This window comes from Kitasatospora hibisci, from assembly GCF_043950205.1.
Lineage (GTDB): Bacteria > Actinomycetota > Actinomycetes > Streptomycetales > Streptomycetaceae > Kitasatospora > Kitasatospora hibisci.
On sequence record NZ_CP171642.1, the window covers coordinates 3,768,800 to 3,782,345 of the forward strand.

Below are 13,546 nucleotides of genomic sequence, written 5' to 3' on the forward strand. Positions count from 1 at the left end.
TGATTGTGACTGCCACCGCCCCGATCCCCCAGCAATCGCCCTCCGCCCGGCTCTCCGCGGCGCCCGCCGCGTACCCCGCGCCGATGTACCCGCACAAGGCCACCGAGGCCCAGCACAGCGAGCGGCGCATCCGCAGCTTCCAGCCGCGCCGGGGCCGGATGACCAACGCCCAGGCGGGCGCGCTGGACCGGGGCTGGGAGAAGTACGGCATCGCGATCGACGGCACCCCGCTCGACCTGCGCGACCTCTTCGGCGGCCGGCCGGTCACCCTGGAGATCGGCTTCGGCATGGGCGAGACCACCGCCGCGATGGCCGCCGCCGACCCGGCGATGGGCATCCTGGCCGCCGACGTCCACACCCCCGGCCACGGCAACCTGCTCGGCATGCTGGAGCGCGACGGCTCGGAGAACGTCCGGCTGGCCGCCGGCGACGCCGTCATCCTGCTCCGCGACATGCTGCCCGACGCCTCGCTGGCCGGCCTTCGGGTCTACTTCGCCGACCCGTGGCCCAAGCCCAAGCACCACAAGCGCCGCCTGGTCCAGTCGACCTTCCTGGACCTCGTGCTGCCGCGGCTCGCCCCGGGCGCCCTGGTGCACTGCGCCACCGACTGGGAGCCCTACGCGGAGCAGATGCTGGAGGTGCTCTCCGCCTCGCCCGAGCTGGAGAACCTGCACCCGGAGGGCGACGGTACCGGCTGGCTGGAGCCCGCCGACCACCCGGACGGCAGCATCCCCGGCTACGCGCCGCGGCCGGACTGGCGGCCGGTCACCAAGTTCGAACGGGCCGGGATCGCCAAGGGCCACGTGGTCCACGACCTGCTGTTCCGCCGCCGCTGAGCCGCCGCCGGGTGTTCGACCCGGCGGACCCGCACCGGCCCACCGGCCCCGATCCGGCCGATCCGCCCGGGGAGATTCGTCCCGAGTCCTCCCGGCGGGCCGGTGCCTTGGCCTACCCTGTGCCGGGTGAGCAGCCCGTCCGGCGGCGGGAACCGGGCCACGGCCCACGTCGCCGACGACCGAGTGATGCCCACGCGCCCCGCCGGCACCCGGACCATCCCGGGGCCCCGGGGGCGCCGGGCACACCGGCTCGTGCCCTGGCCGGCCGCCCTCGCGCCGCAGCCCGCGCCGCAATCCGCGCCGCCGGCCGTTCCGCAGCCGAGCAGCCCGCCCGGCACCCCGTCGGGGACCGCACCGCCCGCCGCGCCACCTGGCCCAGCCCCCCGGCGGCCGCGCGCCGACCACTCGCTCGCCGTCTCCTCCGTCACCGCGGGCGCCGCCCTGGCCCTGGCCGGCTGCGGCGTGCTGATCCTGCACCTGGTGCACCGCCAGACCGGCACCACCGGACTGCTGGTCGGCCTCGGTCTGGCGACCGTCCCGCTGCCCTTCGTGCTCGGCGGCCTGGCCTGGCTCAACCAGACCGCCCGGGTGCCGCTGCGGCACATCGTGTTCTGCCTCGGCTGGGGCGCCTTCGCGGCGACCACGGTCGCGATCCTCGCCAACGGCTGGACCGCCGACTACCTGACCGCCCACCAGGGCAGCCTGGGCGAGGCGCTCGGCGCCGACCTGGTCACCCCGGTGATCGAGGAGAGTGCCAAGGGGACGGCGCTGCTCCTGCTGCTGGTACCGATCGGCCGGCAGCTCCCGTGCCGCGGCCACCGCACCACCGACCGCCCCTGCGCGAGCCTGCTGCGCCCGATGCCCGGTGCCGGCCGGCCCCTCCCGTACGCCCGCCGGACCGCCGCGCCGTACGCCCGGGGCCGACTGCGCCCCTACCTGCGGCCGCTGCCCTACCTGCGCCCGTACCCGCTGACCCACGACCGTCCGCGGGCGCGGGCCCGCCCCCGCACCCTGGCCGCCGGGGTGGTCCTCGGCGGGGTCACCGCCTGCGGCTTCGCCTTCACCGAGAACGCGCTCTACCTGGGACGGGCCTTCAGCGACGACGAGCAGCAGCGGCTGGACAGCATCGGCCTCGGGGCGACCCCGAGCCTGCGCGACTTCGACAGCACGGTGCAGACCTTCGTCCTGCGCGCCCTGCTCTCCCCCTTCGCCCACCCGCTGTTCACCGCGCTGACCGGGCTGGGCCTGGCCGTCACCCTCACCACCGGCCGGCGCTGGCTGGCCCGGCTGGCCGCGCCGACCGGGCTGGTGCTGTCGATGGCCCTGCACGGCACCTGGAACGCCGCGGCCGACCTCGGCACCCACGGCTTCCTGCTGGTCTACGCGGTGCTGATGGTGCCCTGCTTCGTCGCGCTGGTCGGCTTCGCGGCCTGGGCGCGGGCCCGGACCGTCCGGCACTCCGCGCGCCGTCCGCGCGCCGCGGCCTGAGACCGCACGGCCGGGACCGCCGGGAACCGCATGACTAGGACCACCGGGAACCACACGACCGGGACCGGCCGCCCGGGCCCCCGGAGAACCGATTTCCCATCCGCGCGACTTCCCCGTATTGTTGTGTTCACCGACGCGGGGTGGAGCAGCTCGGTAGCTCGCTGGGCTCATAACCCAGAGGTCGCAGGTTCAAATCCTGTCCCCGCTACTCAGTAGCCGAAAGGCCCGGAGGATCCGTCCTCCGGGCCTTTCGCCGTTTCCGAGAGACGGCGACGGCACGATTGCGTGAGGAACCGGTGACGGAGCCCGGACCCCAAGATCCGGTAGCGGATCCGTCGAGCATACTGAGGGCCCACCTGTCGCCCGTTCGGACGCGACCGCTCGCGTCGAGTAAGGAAACCCTGATGCTGTCGAAGCGCCTTGTCAGTACCACCGCGATCTGCCTGCTGCTGGCAAGCGGGCACGGCCGCGTGCGGCGACGCCAAGGACAACAAGGCTTCGGCCGCGGCTCCGGCACCGAAGCTGGACACCGACAAGCTGAGCGCCGACGAGATCCAGAAGCAGGCGAAGGACGCCCTGGCGACCGCCTCCTCGGTGAGGATCAGCGGCGAGATGAACGACGCCGACGGCAAGATGACCATGGACCTGGCGCTCGACACCAAGGGCCAGTGCACCGGCACCATGAGCGTGCCCGGCGCCGGCAAGTTCGAGATCATCAGCGATGGCAAGCAGTCCTTCCTGAAGCCGGACACGGACATGTGGGCCGCCGTCGGCGGTCCGAACGGCGCCAAGGCCGCCGAGCTCTTCAAGGGCCGCTACCTCACCGGTTTCGAGAGCGACGACGACTTCAAGAGCTTCTCCTCCGTCTGCAACCTCACCGTGCTGAGCAAGCAGCTCGTCGAGGACGACGACGACAAGAGCACCTTCACCAAGGGCTCGGCCGGCACCGTCAACGGCGCGAAGACCTTCAGCCTCAAGGCGAAGGACGCCAAGGGCGAGGAGTCGACCATCCACGTCCTGGTCGAGGGCAAGCCCTACCCGGTGCGGATCGAGAAGTCCGGCGGCAAGGAGAGCGGCCAGATCAGCTTCGGCGACTTCGACAAGCCGCTCACCGTCCAGGCCCCGCCGGCCGACAGCGTGATCGACTTCAAGAAGTTCAAGGAGCTCCAGGGCGCCTGATCCGGGCCCGGGCAGCGGCCGCGAATAATCCGTTGCCCTCCTCCGGGTGGGCTGCCTATGGTGGCGGCACACTGAAAGGAGGTGATCCTGAATTGAGTAACTACGCAACTGCGCACGTAAGCGCGTCTGACTCGCTCGGGCGCGCCTCCGCTGAGGTTACGGCCTAGTCGTAGCCCAGCGGACGGGAACGCGCAGAAGTTGTCGTGCCCCCGGGACCCCTCAAATCGAGGCCCCGGGGGTTCGGCATGTCGGGGCCCGGCCGCCCGTGGGGGACGTGGTGACGGCCGGGCCGGTCTGGGTCAGCCTCGGACGGGAACCGGGTTCTCCGAATGGTCCAGCCACACTGTGTGGCCGTTCGGGGTCACGGTGAGTCCGAAGCGGTCGAAGTCGGGGCGGCCCTGGTCGTCCCACCAGCGCCAGGCGGCCTCTACCTCGTCCCAGAGGTTCCGGGGGCCGGACTGGTACACCTCGTACTCCGTACGCTCCCGCTCGTAGTCGACGGAGGCCCACGACCGGGTATCCCGGCTGTAGAGCCACAGCGTGTACGCACCGTTGTCGTAGCGCTCCGCCCGCCAGAACGTCCCGGGCACGGCCGCCCCGATGACGAACTGCTCGAACCACCCACCTGTGTCCGGAGGGGCCAGCGTGGTGGTGCTTCTCGCGGCGTCGGCAGGCCATTCCCGGCCACGTAGGTAGTCCTGGAAGGGCGGCCGGTCGGTGCGCTGCTGGCGCAGCCGCATGAACGCCGAGCTTCGGGTGAACGTGCCGTGCGCCTTGGTCCCGTCGTCGTTCACGGTCAGCCGGACGATCTGCTCTCCGCCGTACTCGGTGCCGAACGGGGCGACGATGATCCCGCCGGGGGTCGTCTGCTCCAGCCACGCCGCAGGGATCTCCAGCAGGGAGCACGTGGCGATGATCCGATCGTAGGGAGCGCCCTTGGCCCAGCCCGACCGCCCATCTCCCTCGATCACGGTCGGCTCAAGTCCGGCCCGGTCCAGGTTCGACCGAGCGCCACGGGCAACGTTCGGGTCGTACTCGACGGTCACCACGTTGGCGTCGCCCTGGCGGTGAGCCAGCAGGCCGGCGTTCCAGCCCGTCCCGGTCCCGACCTCCAGCACCGTGTCACCGGGGCGCACGTGGAGGTCTCGGAGCATCGAAAACACCATCGTGGGCATGGAGTTGGACGAACTCGGGGTCGTGCCCAGCCCGTCGCCCTCGTGTTCTCCGTCGTCCCACTGCGTGGTCAGCGGGATGTCCGAGTAGACCGCCCTTCGCCACGCCCCGGGGTCCTGCGACTGGTACACCACGGGGTTCTGTTTCGTGCCGTCCGCGATGCCCGGCCAGATGCGATCCGGGACGAACAGCTCACGGGGCACGGCCTTGAAGGACGGGAGCCAGTCCGAGGAAAGCGCGCCGCTGGCCACCAGCGCGGAGGCGAGCCCCTGGGGACCCGCCTCCTTGAGCGTCTCGCCGGTCACTTGCCGCCCGCCGGGCTCTGGCCGTCCGAGGTGTTGCCGCCCTCGTCGGACCCGCCGCCGCCGCGCCCGGAGCCCTTGTTGCTGTCGTCCTGCTGCTTGCCGCCGTCACCGGCACCCGTGCCGCCGCCGCGCTTACCCATCTCAGTACCTCCGTGCCGTTGAGCCCAACTGGCTTTTGCCTGCCGGGTTTTGCGACCCGTCCCGGCCATTCCTTCCCCAGGTGGCCGGGACGGGAGTTCTGTTGGGCGCGTCAGCGCCTCGGGTGGTTCGCCTCACGCACCCGGGCCAGCAGCACCGCCCGGCGCTGCCGTTCCTCCGGCGTCAGGGGCACCTCGGTGTGCTCCTCCGGGCTGAGAACGGGCCGGGGCCCGGCGGACCGCTTACGGGGCCACGGGTGGGTCCTCAACCACTCGAACGGGTCCACGGGCTCAACGTCCCCAGAGGGGCCCTGTACGGCCGCCTGCGGGCTGTCCTGGTGGTCACTCATCCGGGTCCGCCTGCGTGCACTCGCCGTCGTCGGCGTGCCGCTGCCGCCACCGGACCAGGTGCCGCGCAATGGTGGGGTTCGTGTCGGCCGGGTACTGCGCTTCGACCCCGTCGAAGTAGGCGCATTCGAGACAGGGGTTCTCCGGCGCACTGACAGCCGGGGCGGCAGCCGTGGGCAGCCTCATGCGGCCCCCTTGTCGGGACACACATCGGCACCGCAGGTGCAGAACGGCCAGTCCTTGGGGATGCCCCGCCCCATGGCCTTGGCGGCGTACGCCGGGTCGTAGTCGGCCAGCGCATCGCCGACGGGAGCGCGCTGGCGCTGCTCGGCCCGGTACTCGGCGCGGGTCTTGGTCTTGCGAGTGTTGGTGCTCACCGCCATGGGGCCACTCCCTCGGACTGCTCAGAACCGATGAGCAACACGCTAGGGACCTAGGCGAGTTGGACTCTACAAAGTTGCATGAGATTGCACAGATTCACCCCAGCGCCTCAACCGCCGACGTGATCAACGCCCTTGCCTGCGACCCGTAGACCGCCAGCTCCGCCAGCCTCTCGAACGCGCGCCCGTACTCTGCAATCTCGCTGGGAGTCTTGACATTGACTCCTGCCGTGAGCAGTTCCACAGCGACGTGCTGATCATCGAAAATATAGAACGCTTCCAGTGGCCAAATTCGGCGCGGTGCCGCAAACGGAATAATCCCGAGGCTGACCCGAGGGAGCGCCATCACTGTGAGGAGATATCCCAGCTGGGCCGCCATGGCCTCGGAATCACCAATTCGATAGCGCAGGACGGTTTCTTCCATCAACAGTGCGAATCGGTGATTTCCTTCGCGGATCACATGAGCCCTAGCCATGCGGGCCTCCACCGCCTCCGCCACATCATCCGGCGTGCCCTGAAATTCAGTAATGGAGGCCATGAGGGCAGTGGCATATCCCGGCGTTTGAAGCATTCCCGGCACAACATTGGAAGCATAAACGCGAAATTGGCGCGTGCGCTCCCAAAGTGGAACGACCTCTTCCTGCGCGCGGCGCATGCCATTACGCTGCAACTTTTTCCACTGAACGTACATAGAGTCCGCAGTGCGATTTGCCGCAATGAGGTCATCCGCCTGCCCAGAAGCTCCGCACGCTTCACACCAGGAACGTATGTCAGTATCGGAGGGTGGGGTCTTCCCGTTCATAATCCGAGAGGACTTCGAGGGATGCCACCCACAGCGGATAGCCAGCTCCCGCCCCGTCAACCCCGCATCTAGGAGCAGTTCCCGCAGTCGGGCCGCCACGGCTTCGCGGGCGTCTTGAGCACTAGATGATGGAGATGAAGGCATGAGCTAGCTATCCGATATGTTTGATGGGTCAGACTTTGTACTCGTCGTGCGGGATTCCCGAATCCCATACCGCCGCAAATGCAGACGCGCACAGCTGGGCAACGCCCGGGGCAGCGCTCAGCTCCTGTCCCGCCCAATCACCGTTTCCTGTGAAGTGGTTGAACAGAACGATTTTCTCGTCAAAGAGCCAGAAGTCGTTTCCGGGGAGCGCGATCCCGGACGCCAGCCGACGGGGAAGCCATCGGATCTCCTCGCCCGCCGCAATGTTCACGACCGTGCCAGCGTGCTCCCACCGGATGTAATCCGTAACCGGCTCCGAAACAATGCGAGCGCGGCGAACCTTGACGCCCCGGGCTACCGTCTCAGAAATGACAGATACCCAGGGAGCCCAGTATGGTGACGTGGGATCAGAATCCCGCTTTCCGGAGGTCACCCAGCGGTCGAAATCCTCGGACTCGTCTCCGACGCCGTACGCATCACGCATTTCTAGATGAACTGCGGAGTGCCTGGCCTCTTTCAGAAGCTCAAAGAAGTCCGGCTCGCTCTGCGGCATCGCACGCCTCCCTCAGAATAGGAATCATTCGCATGGGGAACCTGATCACGTCCTCGTTCTCAGGGATTTCGGTAGCGTGCCCGGGTGCCGTATTCTGTTCACACTGTTCCTTCAAGGCCGGAGACGCCTTCCAGCCCAGGAACACGAGTTCCTTCTGCTCTGCGTCCACCCAGACAGTCGGTGATCCCTGCTGCTGCGTCTCGGGGTCGATCCCGATGAACTCTAGTGCCATCGTGCCCTCCGTGCTGTGCCGGTTGCATGGATGTGCACGACCATCACTCAAAGCGGCGATGTCGTCAAGGCAGCATGCAAGTTGATCATGCGTCAGGCGCAGAGGCCCACCTCCAAAACAACGAAGGGCCCCCGTCCTGCCCAGCGAGGGGCGGAACGGGGGCAAGGGGCGCTCAGAGATCCGGGTAGGGCTTCCGGTGCCAGAGGCCCCGGGCGTCCTGCCAGAGTCCGGCCGTGACCGGTGGGAGGCACCTCCGGGCGTTGTGCGGGCCGGTTCGGTGGGCGTCGCCTGCTCGGGTGCTGGCGAAGGTCTCGTGACAGGCCGGGCAGTGCTCGGCGCGCTGGCCGGTCCACTGCCGACCGCATGGCGGATGGACGAAGGGTGTTCGGATGGGCATCTCCAGTCTTCTTGCCACGGTGGGTACTTGGCGGGCCGTGGCGGGTTCGGTGGACCCGTTGGGGCCCCGGCCGGCTGTCGGGTCGACCAGGGCCCCGGGTGGCGGCTCTGTAGGGGTTCTGGGCCTGGCGGGCCCCACGCGTGCGCGGGCGGGCGCGCAGGTGCACCCGCGCTGTGCATGCGCGGGTGGGCCGGACGGCGAATCAGGCGCCGGGGCCAGGTCACAGCGGGTGACAGGCGGCCCCGGCCGGAACTCCCAGACCCGTAGAGAGGCCGATTCCTGCTATCGGCACCGATCCCTGAGAGAGGGGGTGGGGGGTCCTCCCCCACCCTCAGGTGCTACGCAACGTAACCAGGGTGCTCGGGCGGCTTGCGCAGCCGTGAGTACCGGCCGCCGGGCTTCCGGCCAGCAGCAGCGGCCAGGCCACCGTCACGGCCCGACTTCACCCCGTGGTGGTAGCCGCACAGCGCTTGCAGGTTGCTCGGGCTGTGGTCGTCGCCGGGGACCACGTGGTCACAGTCGGACGCCACCTCAGGGCAGCGCTGGCCCGTGTCCGCCCGCATCCACTCGCACTGCCAGCCAGCGCGCTGCATGACGCCGCGCCGCAGCGTGGCCCAGTTGCGCGGCAGGCGTGCCCGCCGGTCACTGCCCTCCCATGCCTGGCCCACGGTCACCGACCTCGGGTGCCGAACGGGGCCGACGGTACGGCCATCGGGTTGTGCTCCTCCGCCGGGTCGGCGTCGGGGCTCAGTCGGCCGGGCAGGCCGCCGGGGTAGGTGGTCGAGTACTCCAGCCGGTCAGAGGCGATCCGGTCCAGCGCTCGCCGGTCGGTATCCCACGGGATCCCGCCGCGCGGGGCCATGATCCGCCACTGCCGCTCGTTCGCCCCCCACGGCTGGGCAAGGTCGCCGTCCATGTCCTCAACTGCCGTTGCGTAGATGCTGAGTTGATCCATGAGAGCTGTAAGCCGAGCGGTCGTGGCCAGCGCCTCGGTGCGGGTCTTCTCGACTTCCTCGCAGATGGCCTGTCGCCAGTCAGCGCGAGTGGCGATGGCTGCGGCCTTCACCGCGTGAGCTGCTTCGACGGCCAGTTCGTACAGCGGCATCTGCTGCCGCTCGGCCTCGGCAAGCTTGTTCTCCAGCGGCCCCCGGTTCGTGGCCTTGGGCATCGGCTTGCCGTCGCGGAGCGCGTCCTTGGCCGCCCTGGCGTCCTTCGCGTCCAGGCCCGCAAGCTCCGCGCGGAGCGCGCCCACCAGGTCGTTCACGGCGTCCCGGCGCTCCCGAGTGCCCTCCAGCTCGGCGAGGGCGGCCCGGACGGAATCCGGGGTCATCAGGTCAACGTAATGCGGGATGGCCATTTCGGCTTGGGTGTGGAGCATTTCAAGGCGCTTCGCGCGTTCCTGCTCGGGTGTCAGACTCTCAGGCAAGGGTGTTCTCCTTAGTCGTGTTGGCGAAATGCGAAGCGATGAATTCGCGGTTCTCGGCAATGAGCGCATCAGCATTGCTGATCACGTCAGCGCGCTGCGCCACCTTTTGGCTGGCCATGTCGGCAGCGCGCTCGGCGGCCTCACACTCGGCGCGCGCAGCATTTTCGGCAACCTCTCGGGCCTCGGCCTCGGCGGCTTCCTGCTCCTCGACAATCTCGGCCGTCAGTCGCTCGACTGCATCCAGGACAGCGCCGTAATCCCGCTGAGCCTCGGCCCGGTTGGGTGAGACACCCAATAGGAATTCATTGGCCGGCGCGGGGGTACTGATTCCAGCTTCCTTCGGTGAGAAATCGGCGGGAAACATTCCGCGCGCCGCCCCGCCAGCTGCCAGCACCAGCGGAATGGCATACGGGATCGAGTGGCCGCCGGTCTTCTCGGCGTGGCTGAGCACGGGGTCCGACAGCCAGCCGACCACGGGCCGGTAGGCCAGCGAGGGGCGGCCCTCCGACGAGAATGTGAGAACGCTCGCCGTCGCCTCCATGCCCGGCATGAAGTGAGTGTTTCGGAATTCTGTCATGCGCAGTCACCTTCCGTCTCATCGGCGTCGTCAGGGTCGGCCCAGAAGTGCCAGCCGAATTGGCCGTTTCCCTTCGAGCCCTCCGGGTTGAGCACTCGAATAACGAGACCCGGGTTTTCGGGAGTTTCGCTGTTCTCGGTCATTGGCATTCAGCTTCCCAGTCGGCGGGCCATGATGTTGGCGGCGAGCTTTATCGGGTCAATGTCCAGGTGCGATGGCGGCTGATCCACTGCGCCGCCGGTCGGGACACTCGACTTTGGATGGGTCCGCAGATTGGCGGGCATCGACCTGATTGCCTCCATGAGGCGGTCGGCGTCTGCCTTGACTTCAGCTTCGGTAGTTCCGCTCAGTCGGCCAGCCAGCGCGAGGGAAAGGCCGGAGGACTTCGCCACCTTTTCCCGCATGGCAGTGATCTCCGGCGAGTTTACGTCCGGCGAAACAGCCTGCGCGGGGCGGCCTTCCTTCGTGTTTTCCTCTGCCACGACCTTTGCCATGACCGAGCTAACGAATTCCCTGCGATCCACTACAATTCCCTTTCGGATTGTTGCATGCAAAAGCCCTGCACTGCCGGAGTTCGGCGGAGCAGGGCGAAACCTAGTTATTCAGCTAGAGGCGATAACGGCGGCCTTTCGCAGCCGGTACGCCTTCTGGCTATGAGCGTTGGAGCAGTACTTACGGGGCCGCCCAATGCCGTCCCATCCGGCGTTGTTCTCACAACCCGGCAGACTGCATACGGCGTCCCAGCGCGCCGCTTCGGCGTCCTCGTGCCGGGCCCTGGCCGTGTGCGCCTCACACCATGCCCCGAGGCCGTTGGCAGAGGCAGCAACGTCCCCGCAGACATCACAGGGTCGCCCCAAGAGATCAGCGGTGGTTCGCTTCTCGGCCCGCTTGAGCGCCTGGCGACAGGCATTCGAGCAGACGGCGCGCTGGCGGCCCCGCAGGGACTTCCGGCACCGGCCGCAGGTGGTTCCGATGATCAGCAGGGCCGGGCTCCCATAAGGGTGTTGGGAAAGTGAAGTGGTGGTGACACGGGCTTCCCAGTTACCCCTACAGAGCTATTTGCGAGTACTGCTATAGCTAGATACAGAAGTAGGTACAACACTTGCCCTCTTTCCTAACAGGACCCACCCTGCGGCCTGCCTCCGCTGTCACAGGTATTAATGGGGAGTGGTTAACGAATCTGGTCGCTCGCGCTGTCGGCCGACGCATGGCATCTGTAGGACCCCCACAGCGCGTACCAGCCAGCAGCCAAGCGAGAACAGGGCCCGCACTGCTCGCCGGCCTGGCGGAGCCCTACAAAACGCACTGTGGCGGGCCTCACAGCGGCCGATCAGCCATCAGGGCCACAGAGCGGGCGCAACGGCCCTTGCGGGGGCCACGCCGGGCCCACACCTCCGGCGGGCGCTGCATGGTCCCGTGTGACGCTCTGCGGGCATGCGAAAGCCCCGTCCGGCCAGTGGGGGCCGAACGGGGCTCTCAGGAAGCTAAGGGGTCAGTTGGAGATCGGTCTCAGCGTTCTCAGCTTCGGGTGCTGCTTCCTCGGGTTCCGGAGTCGGCAGCTTGGCCCACTCTGCGGTTACCCGCTCCGCCGGATTCGCGCCGCGCCCTCGCTTCTTTGACTTGGCGACCTTGAAGGAGGTAACGAAGAAGCTCAGGAACTCGCGCTTCTCCACCACTCCCCACTTGGCCCAGAGGCTCTTTTCACCGATCGGGTCGGCGTCGCCGTCCAAACCGGTCCAGGACGACGGGATGGTGATTGCCTTGGTGGTCTCGGCGTCGATTTCAGCCAGCCTCTTCTTACAACCCGCCTCATGTGCCTGGTACTTGGTGAGGGTGTCCTTGAACGCCTGCCGACCGATAGCCCCGTTGTACAAGCCCTCGGAGCGGTCGGTGTAGAGCTGAGTCATGGACTCCTGAACGTGTTCGAGCTGTGCGGCAGTCTCTGCGCGTTCCTCTTCGAGGCCGGTCACGTCCCGCTGGCGTGCGAAGCGGATCGCAGCGGCGGTAAGCCACTCCCGGTCCTCCTCATCCTCAAGGTTCGCGTTCTGGAGTCGGGCCCAGACCGAGCGGGCCACGGCGTCGTCAGCCGCCTCCGCCCGGATGGTGAGGCCGTGGGAGTTCAGACGGTTCGTCGGCCGGGGGCATGTGTATCGCGCCTGGCCATCTTCGTAGATCATGTTTGCGTTGCAGATGCCGCACCGAAGAACACCCCAGCCGCCCAGCAGCGTCCGGTCGTTCTCCGGGTTGCGGGGCCGGATGCTCGCTCGGGAACGGCCCTTGAGAACGTCTTGGAGCTGGTACCACTTGATCGGCTCCATGAGCCCCTTGTGGGCTGCCATCGGAGCCCCGGTCTTGTCCCGCATGATCTCCCTGCGGCGGCGCTTCCCGTCCGGGTCCGTGACCCACTCAGCGGCGAAGCCACCAAGGGCGGGGTGGCGCAGCAAGGTGTTCAAGGTGCCCACATCCCAGAGCGGCGGACAGTCAGGGTCAGCCGGTGTGATGTTACTGCGTGACCGGCCGGACCGCTTCCGCCCGGCGGCCAGCGCCAACGCTCCGGGGGACGGCTCACCCTTCTCGTTGAGGCTCTGCACGATGCCTGACACCGTCTCGCCGTCCATGACGCGATCAACGATCTTGAGAACGGTCGGGGCCGTCTCGGGGTCCGGAACGAGCTGGGAGCGGACCAGCTTCCCTTCCTTGACCCGCTCGGTCTGCATGCCGAACGGCGGGCGTCCGGACACGTGGCCACCGATGGCCTTCAGCTCGGCCTTGGCCTCGGATATGTGCGCAGACTTCAACTCCGACTCTTGCTGAGCCAGCGCAGCGATGAGGGCGAACACGGCCACCCCGATGGGGTGCGTGGTGTCAAGGAACGGCTCCTCGACGGAGACCAGGCGCACGCCGTGCTGCATGAACACGTCGTTGATGCGCATGGCCTCCATGGCACCCTGACGGGTCAACCGGGCCAGCGAGAAGACGACCACCACGTCTACGTCCCCCGCGCGCACCGCCGCCATCATGGCGTCGAACCCGGCCCGTTCGGTGTCGGGGTCCCATCCGGACTTACCGATGTCCTGGAAGACGCGACCGGTCTTCCAGCCCTTGCCATCGGCCAGGGCCGTGCCCCGGGCGATCTGGGATTCGGTGGAGGTCTCCGACTCGTCCACGCGCCGCTTCGACTGGCGGGCGTAGATCACTGCGCGAACGGACTCTAGTTCTGTCTGCCGGATGTTCCGGCTCACGTACGGGGTCATAGTGCGCAGCATCCTATGAACATGAGTTCCATCAGGATGCGTGAGGTGGCTGCTCGCTAGAGCCGCCCCTGCCTGCGCAGGGCGAGGCCCCAGGCCTCCGGCAGGCGAAATTCCAAGCAGTCACCCGGCCCGTGGGCTCACCGGTACATCCCCGGTGCCTCGGCGCCCGTCCCCTCGCAGGGCCGGCGCGGAGGAGCAGCCCACGGGCCGTCTGCATGTCCGGCACCTCGCAACATCCGGCACCGGCAGTGTCCGGCCCCCGCGGTTCCCGGCGCCCGGCCGTTTCCGGAGCCCCGTACCGGGCATCCGAGGTCC

16 protein-coding genes and 1 tRNA gene are annotated in these 13,546 nt (G+C 68.3%); 4 read left to right on the forward strand and 13 right to left on the reverse strand.

Annotated elements, in window-relative coordinates; genetic code table 11:
• Positions 1-5: 5 nt before the first annotated feature.
• From trmB to ACF9IK_RS16050, 4 genes are all read left to right on the forward strand, one after another.
• The gene (trmB, locus tag ACF9IK_RS16035) at positions 6-836 is read left to right on the forward strand and encodes a tRNA (guanosine(46)-N7)-methyltransferase TrmB (protein WP_395294878.1); all 831 of its coding nucleotides are present in this window, start codon (positions 6-8) and stop codon (positions 834-836) included.
• A 126-nt stretch (positions 837-962) separates the two neighbouring features.
• The gene (locus ACF9IK_RS16040; protein ID WP_395294879.1) at positions 963-2,324 is read left to right on the forward strand and encodes a PrsW family intramembrane metalloprotease; all 1,362 of its coding nucleotides are present in this window, start codon (positions 963-965) and stop codon (positions 2,322-2,324) included.
• 134 nt (positions 2,325-2,458) lie between these two features.
• A tRNA-Met gene (locus ACF9IK_RS16045) sits at positions 2,459-2,532 on the forward strand.
• Positions 2,533-2,744: 212 nt separating this feature from the next.
• Positions 2,745-3,503 (forward strand): hypothetical protein, encoded by a 759-nt coding sequence (locus ACF9IK_RS16050; RefSeq protein ID WP_395294880.1) that lies wholly within the window; start codon positions 2,745-2,747, stop codon positions 3,501-3,503.
• A 299-nt stretch (positions 3,504-3,802) separates the two neighbouring features.
• On the opposite strand, the gene ACF9IK_RS16055 is transcribed toward ACF9IK_RS16050, so the two are convergent.
• The 13 genes from ACF9IK_RS16055 to ACF9IK_RS16110 all read right to left on the reverse strand — a co-directional run bounded on the left by ACF9IK_RS16055 (position 3,803) and on the right by ACF9IK_RS16110 (position 13,231).
• Complete coding sequence (locus ACF9IK_RS16055) at positions 3,803-4,981, reverse strand: methyltransferase domain-containing protein (RefSeq protein ID WP_395294881.1); 1,179 nt, start codon at positions 4,979-4,981, stop codon at positions 3,803-3,805.
• Positions 4,978-5,121 (reverse strand): hypothetical protein, encoded by a 144-nt coding sequence (locus ACF9IK_RS16060; RefSeq protein ID WP_395294882.1) that lies wholly within the window; start codon positions 5,119-5,121, stop codon positions 4,978-4,980. The genes ACF9IK_RS16055 and ACF9IK_RS16060 overlap by 4 nt, the downstream gene beginning before the upstream one ends.
• 339 nt (positions 5,122-5,460) lie before the next feature.
• Entirely contained in the window at positions 5,461-5,652 is a 192-nt protein-coding gene (locus tag ACF9IK_RS16065; RefSeq protein WP_395294883.1) for a hypothetical protein, read from the reverse strand.
• Complete coding sequence (locus ACF9IK_RS16070; protein WP_149030330.1) at positions 5,649-5,843, reverse strand: hypothetical protein; 195 nt, start codon at positions 5,841-5,843, stop codon at positions 5,649-5,651. The genes ACF9IK_RS16065 and ACF9IK_RS16070 overlap by 4 nt, the downstream gene beginning before the upstream one ends.
• A 100-nt stretch (positions 5,844-5,943) precedes the next feature.
• Positions 5,944-6,792 carry a helix-turn-helix domain-containing protein gene (locus ACF9IK_RS16075; RefSeq protein WP_395294884.1) on the reverse strand — a complete coding sequence of 283 codons (849 nt, stop codon included), beginning with the start codon at positions 6,790-6,792 and terminating at the stop codon, positions 5,944-5,946.
• A 28-nt stretch (positions 6,793-6,820) separates the two neighbouring features.
• On the reverse strand, positions 6,821-7,345 hold the full coding sequence (locus ACF9IK_RS16080; RefSeq protein ID WP_395294885.1) for a DUF6879 family protein: 525 nt from the start codon (positions 7,343-7,345) through the stop codon (positions 6,821-6,823).
• The gene (locus ACF9IK_RS16085; protein WP_391380486.1) at positions 7,317-7,577 is read right to left on the reverse strand and encodes a hypothetical protein; all 261 of its coding nucleotides are present in this window, start codon (positions 7,575-7,577) and stop codon (positions 7,317-7,319) included. Before ACF9IK_RS16085 ends, ACF9IK_RS16080 begins: the two co-directional genes overlap by 29 nt.
• 172 nt (positions 7,578-7,749) lie before the next feature.
• Positions 7,750-7,974, reverse strand: a complete 225-nt coding sequence (locus ACF9IK_RS37040) for a hypothetical protein (protein ID WP_428846371.1) — start codon at positions 7,972-7,974, stop codon at positions 7,750-7,752.
• A 670-nt stretch (positions 7,975-8,644) separates the two neighbouring features.
• On the reverse strand, positions 8,645-9,400 hold the full coding sequence (locus ACF9IK_RS16090; RefSeq protein WP_395294886.1) for a hypothetical protein: 756 nt from the start codon (positions 9,398-9,400) through the stop codon (positions 8,645-8,647).
• Complete coding sequence (locus tag ACF9IK_RS16095; RefSeq protein ID WP_395294887.1) at positions 9,393-9,977, reverse strand: hypothetical protein; 585 nt, start codon at positions 9,975-9,977, stop codon at positions 9,393-9,395. The genes ACF9IK_RS16090 and ACF9IK_RS16095 overlap by 8 nt, the downstream gene beginning before the upstream one ends.
• Positions 9,974-10,120, reverse strand: a complete 147-nt coding sequence (locus ACF9IK_RS16100; RefSeq protein WP_395294888.1) for a hypothetical protein — start codon at positions 10,118-10,120, stop codon at positions 9,974-9,976. The genes ACF9IK_RS16095 and ACF9IK_RS16100 overlap by 4 nt, the downstream gene beginning before the upstream one ends.
• A 6-nt stretch (positions 10,121-10,126) precedes the next feature.
• Positions 10,127-10,471 (reverse strand): hypothetical protein, encoded by a 345-nt coding sequence (locus ACF9IK_RS16105; RefSeq protein ID WP_395294889.1) that lies wholly within the window; start codon positions 10,469-10,471, stop codon positions 10,127-10,129.
• A gap of 990 nt (positions 10,472-11,461) precedes the next feature.
• On the reverse strand, positions 11,462-13,231 hold the full coding sequence (locus tag ACF9IK_RS16110; RefSeq protein ID WP_395294890.1) for a recombinase family protein: 1,770 nt from the start codon (positions 13,229-13,231) through the stop codon (positions 11,462-11,464).
• Positions 13,232-13,546 lie beyond the last annotated feature (315 nt).

What these genes read in the sequence shown, in the direction of transcription:
- ACF9IK_RS16060 (WP_395294882.1), bottom strand. Translation starts at nt 5,121, where the DNA reads ATGGGTAAGCGCGGCGGCGGCACGGGTGCCGGTGACGGCGGCAAGCAG.
- ACF9IK_RS16065 (WP_395294883.1), bottom strand. Translation starts at nt 5,652, where the DNA reads ATGAGGCTGCCCACGGCTGCCGCCCCGGCTGTCAGTGCGCCGGAGAAC.
- ACF9IK_RS16075 (WP_395294884.1), bottom strand. Translation starts at nt 6,792, where the DNA reads ATGCCTTCATCTCCATCATCTAGTGCTCAAGACGCCCGCGAAGCCGTG.
- ACF9IK_RS16080 (WP_395294885.1), bottom strand. Translation starts at nt 7,345, where the DNA reads ATGCCGCAGAGCGAGCCGGACTTCTTTGAGCTTCTGAAAGAGGCCAGG.
- ACF9IK_RS16085 (WP_391380486.1), bottom strand. Translation starts at nt 7,577, where the DNA reads ATGGCACTAGAGTTCATCGGGATCGACCCCGAGACGCAGCAGCAGGGA.
- ACF9IK_RS37040 (WP_428846371.1), bottom strand. Translation starts at nt 7,974, where the DNA reads ATGCCCATCCGAACACCCTTCGTCCATCCGCCATGCGGTCGGCAGTGG.
- ACF9IK_RS16095 (WP_395294887.1), bottom strand. Translation starts at nt 9,977, where the DNA reads ATGACAGAATTCCGAAACACTCACTTCATGCCGGGCATGGAGGCGACG.
- ACF9IK_RS16100 (WP_395294888.1), bottom strand. Translation starts at nt 10,120, where the DNA reads ATGACCGAGAACAGCGAAACTCCCGAAAACCCGGGTCTCGTTATTCGA.
- ACF9IK_RS16105 (WP_395294889.1), bottom strand. Translation starts at nt 10,471, where the DNA reads ATGGCAAAGGTCGTGGCAGAGGAAAACACGAAGGAAGGCCGCCCCGCG.
- ACF9IK_RS16110 (WP_395294890.1), bottom strand. Translation starts at nt 13,231, where the DNA reads ATGACCCCGTACGTGAGCCGGAACATCCGGCAGACAGAACTAGAGTCC.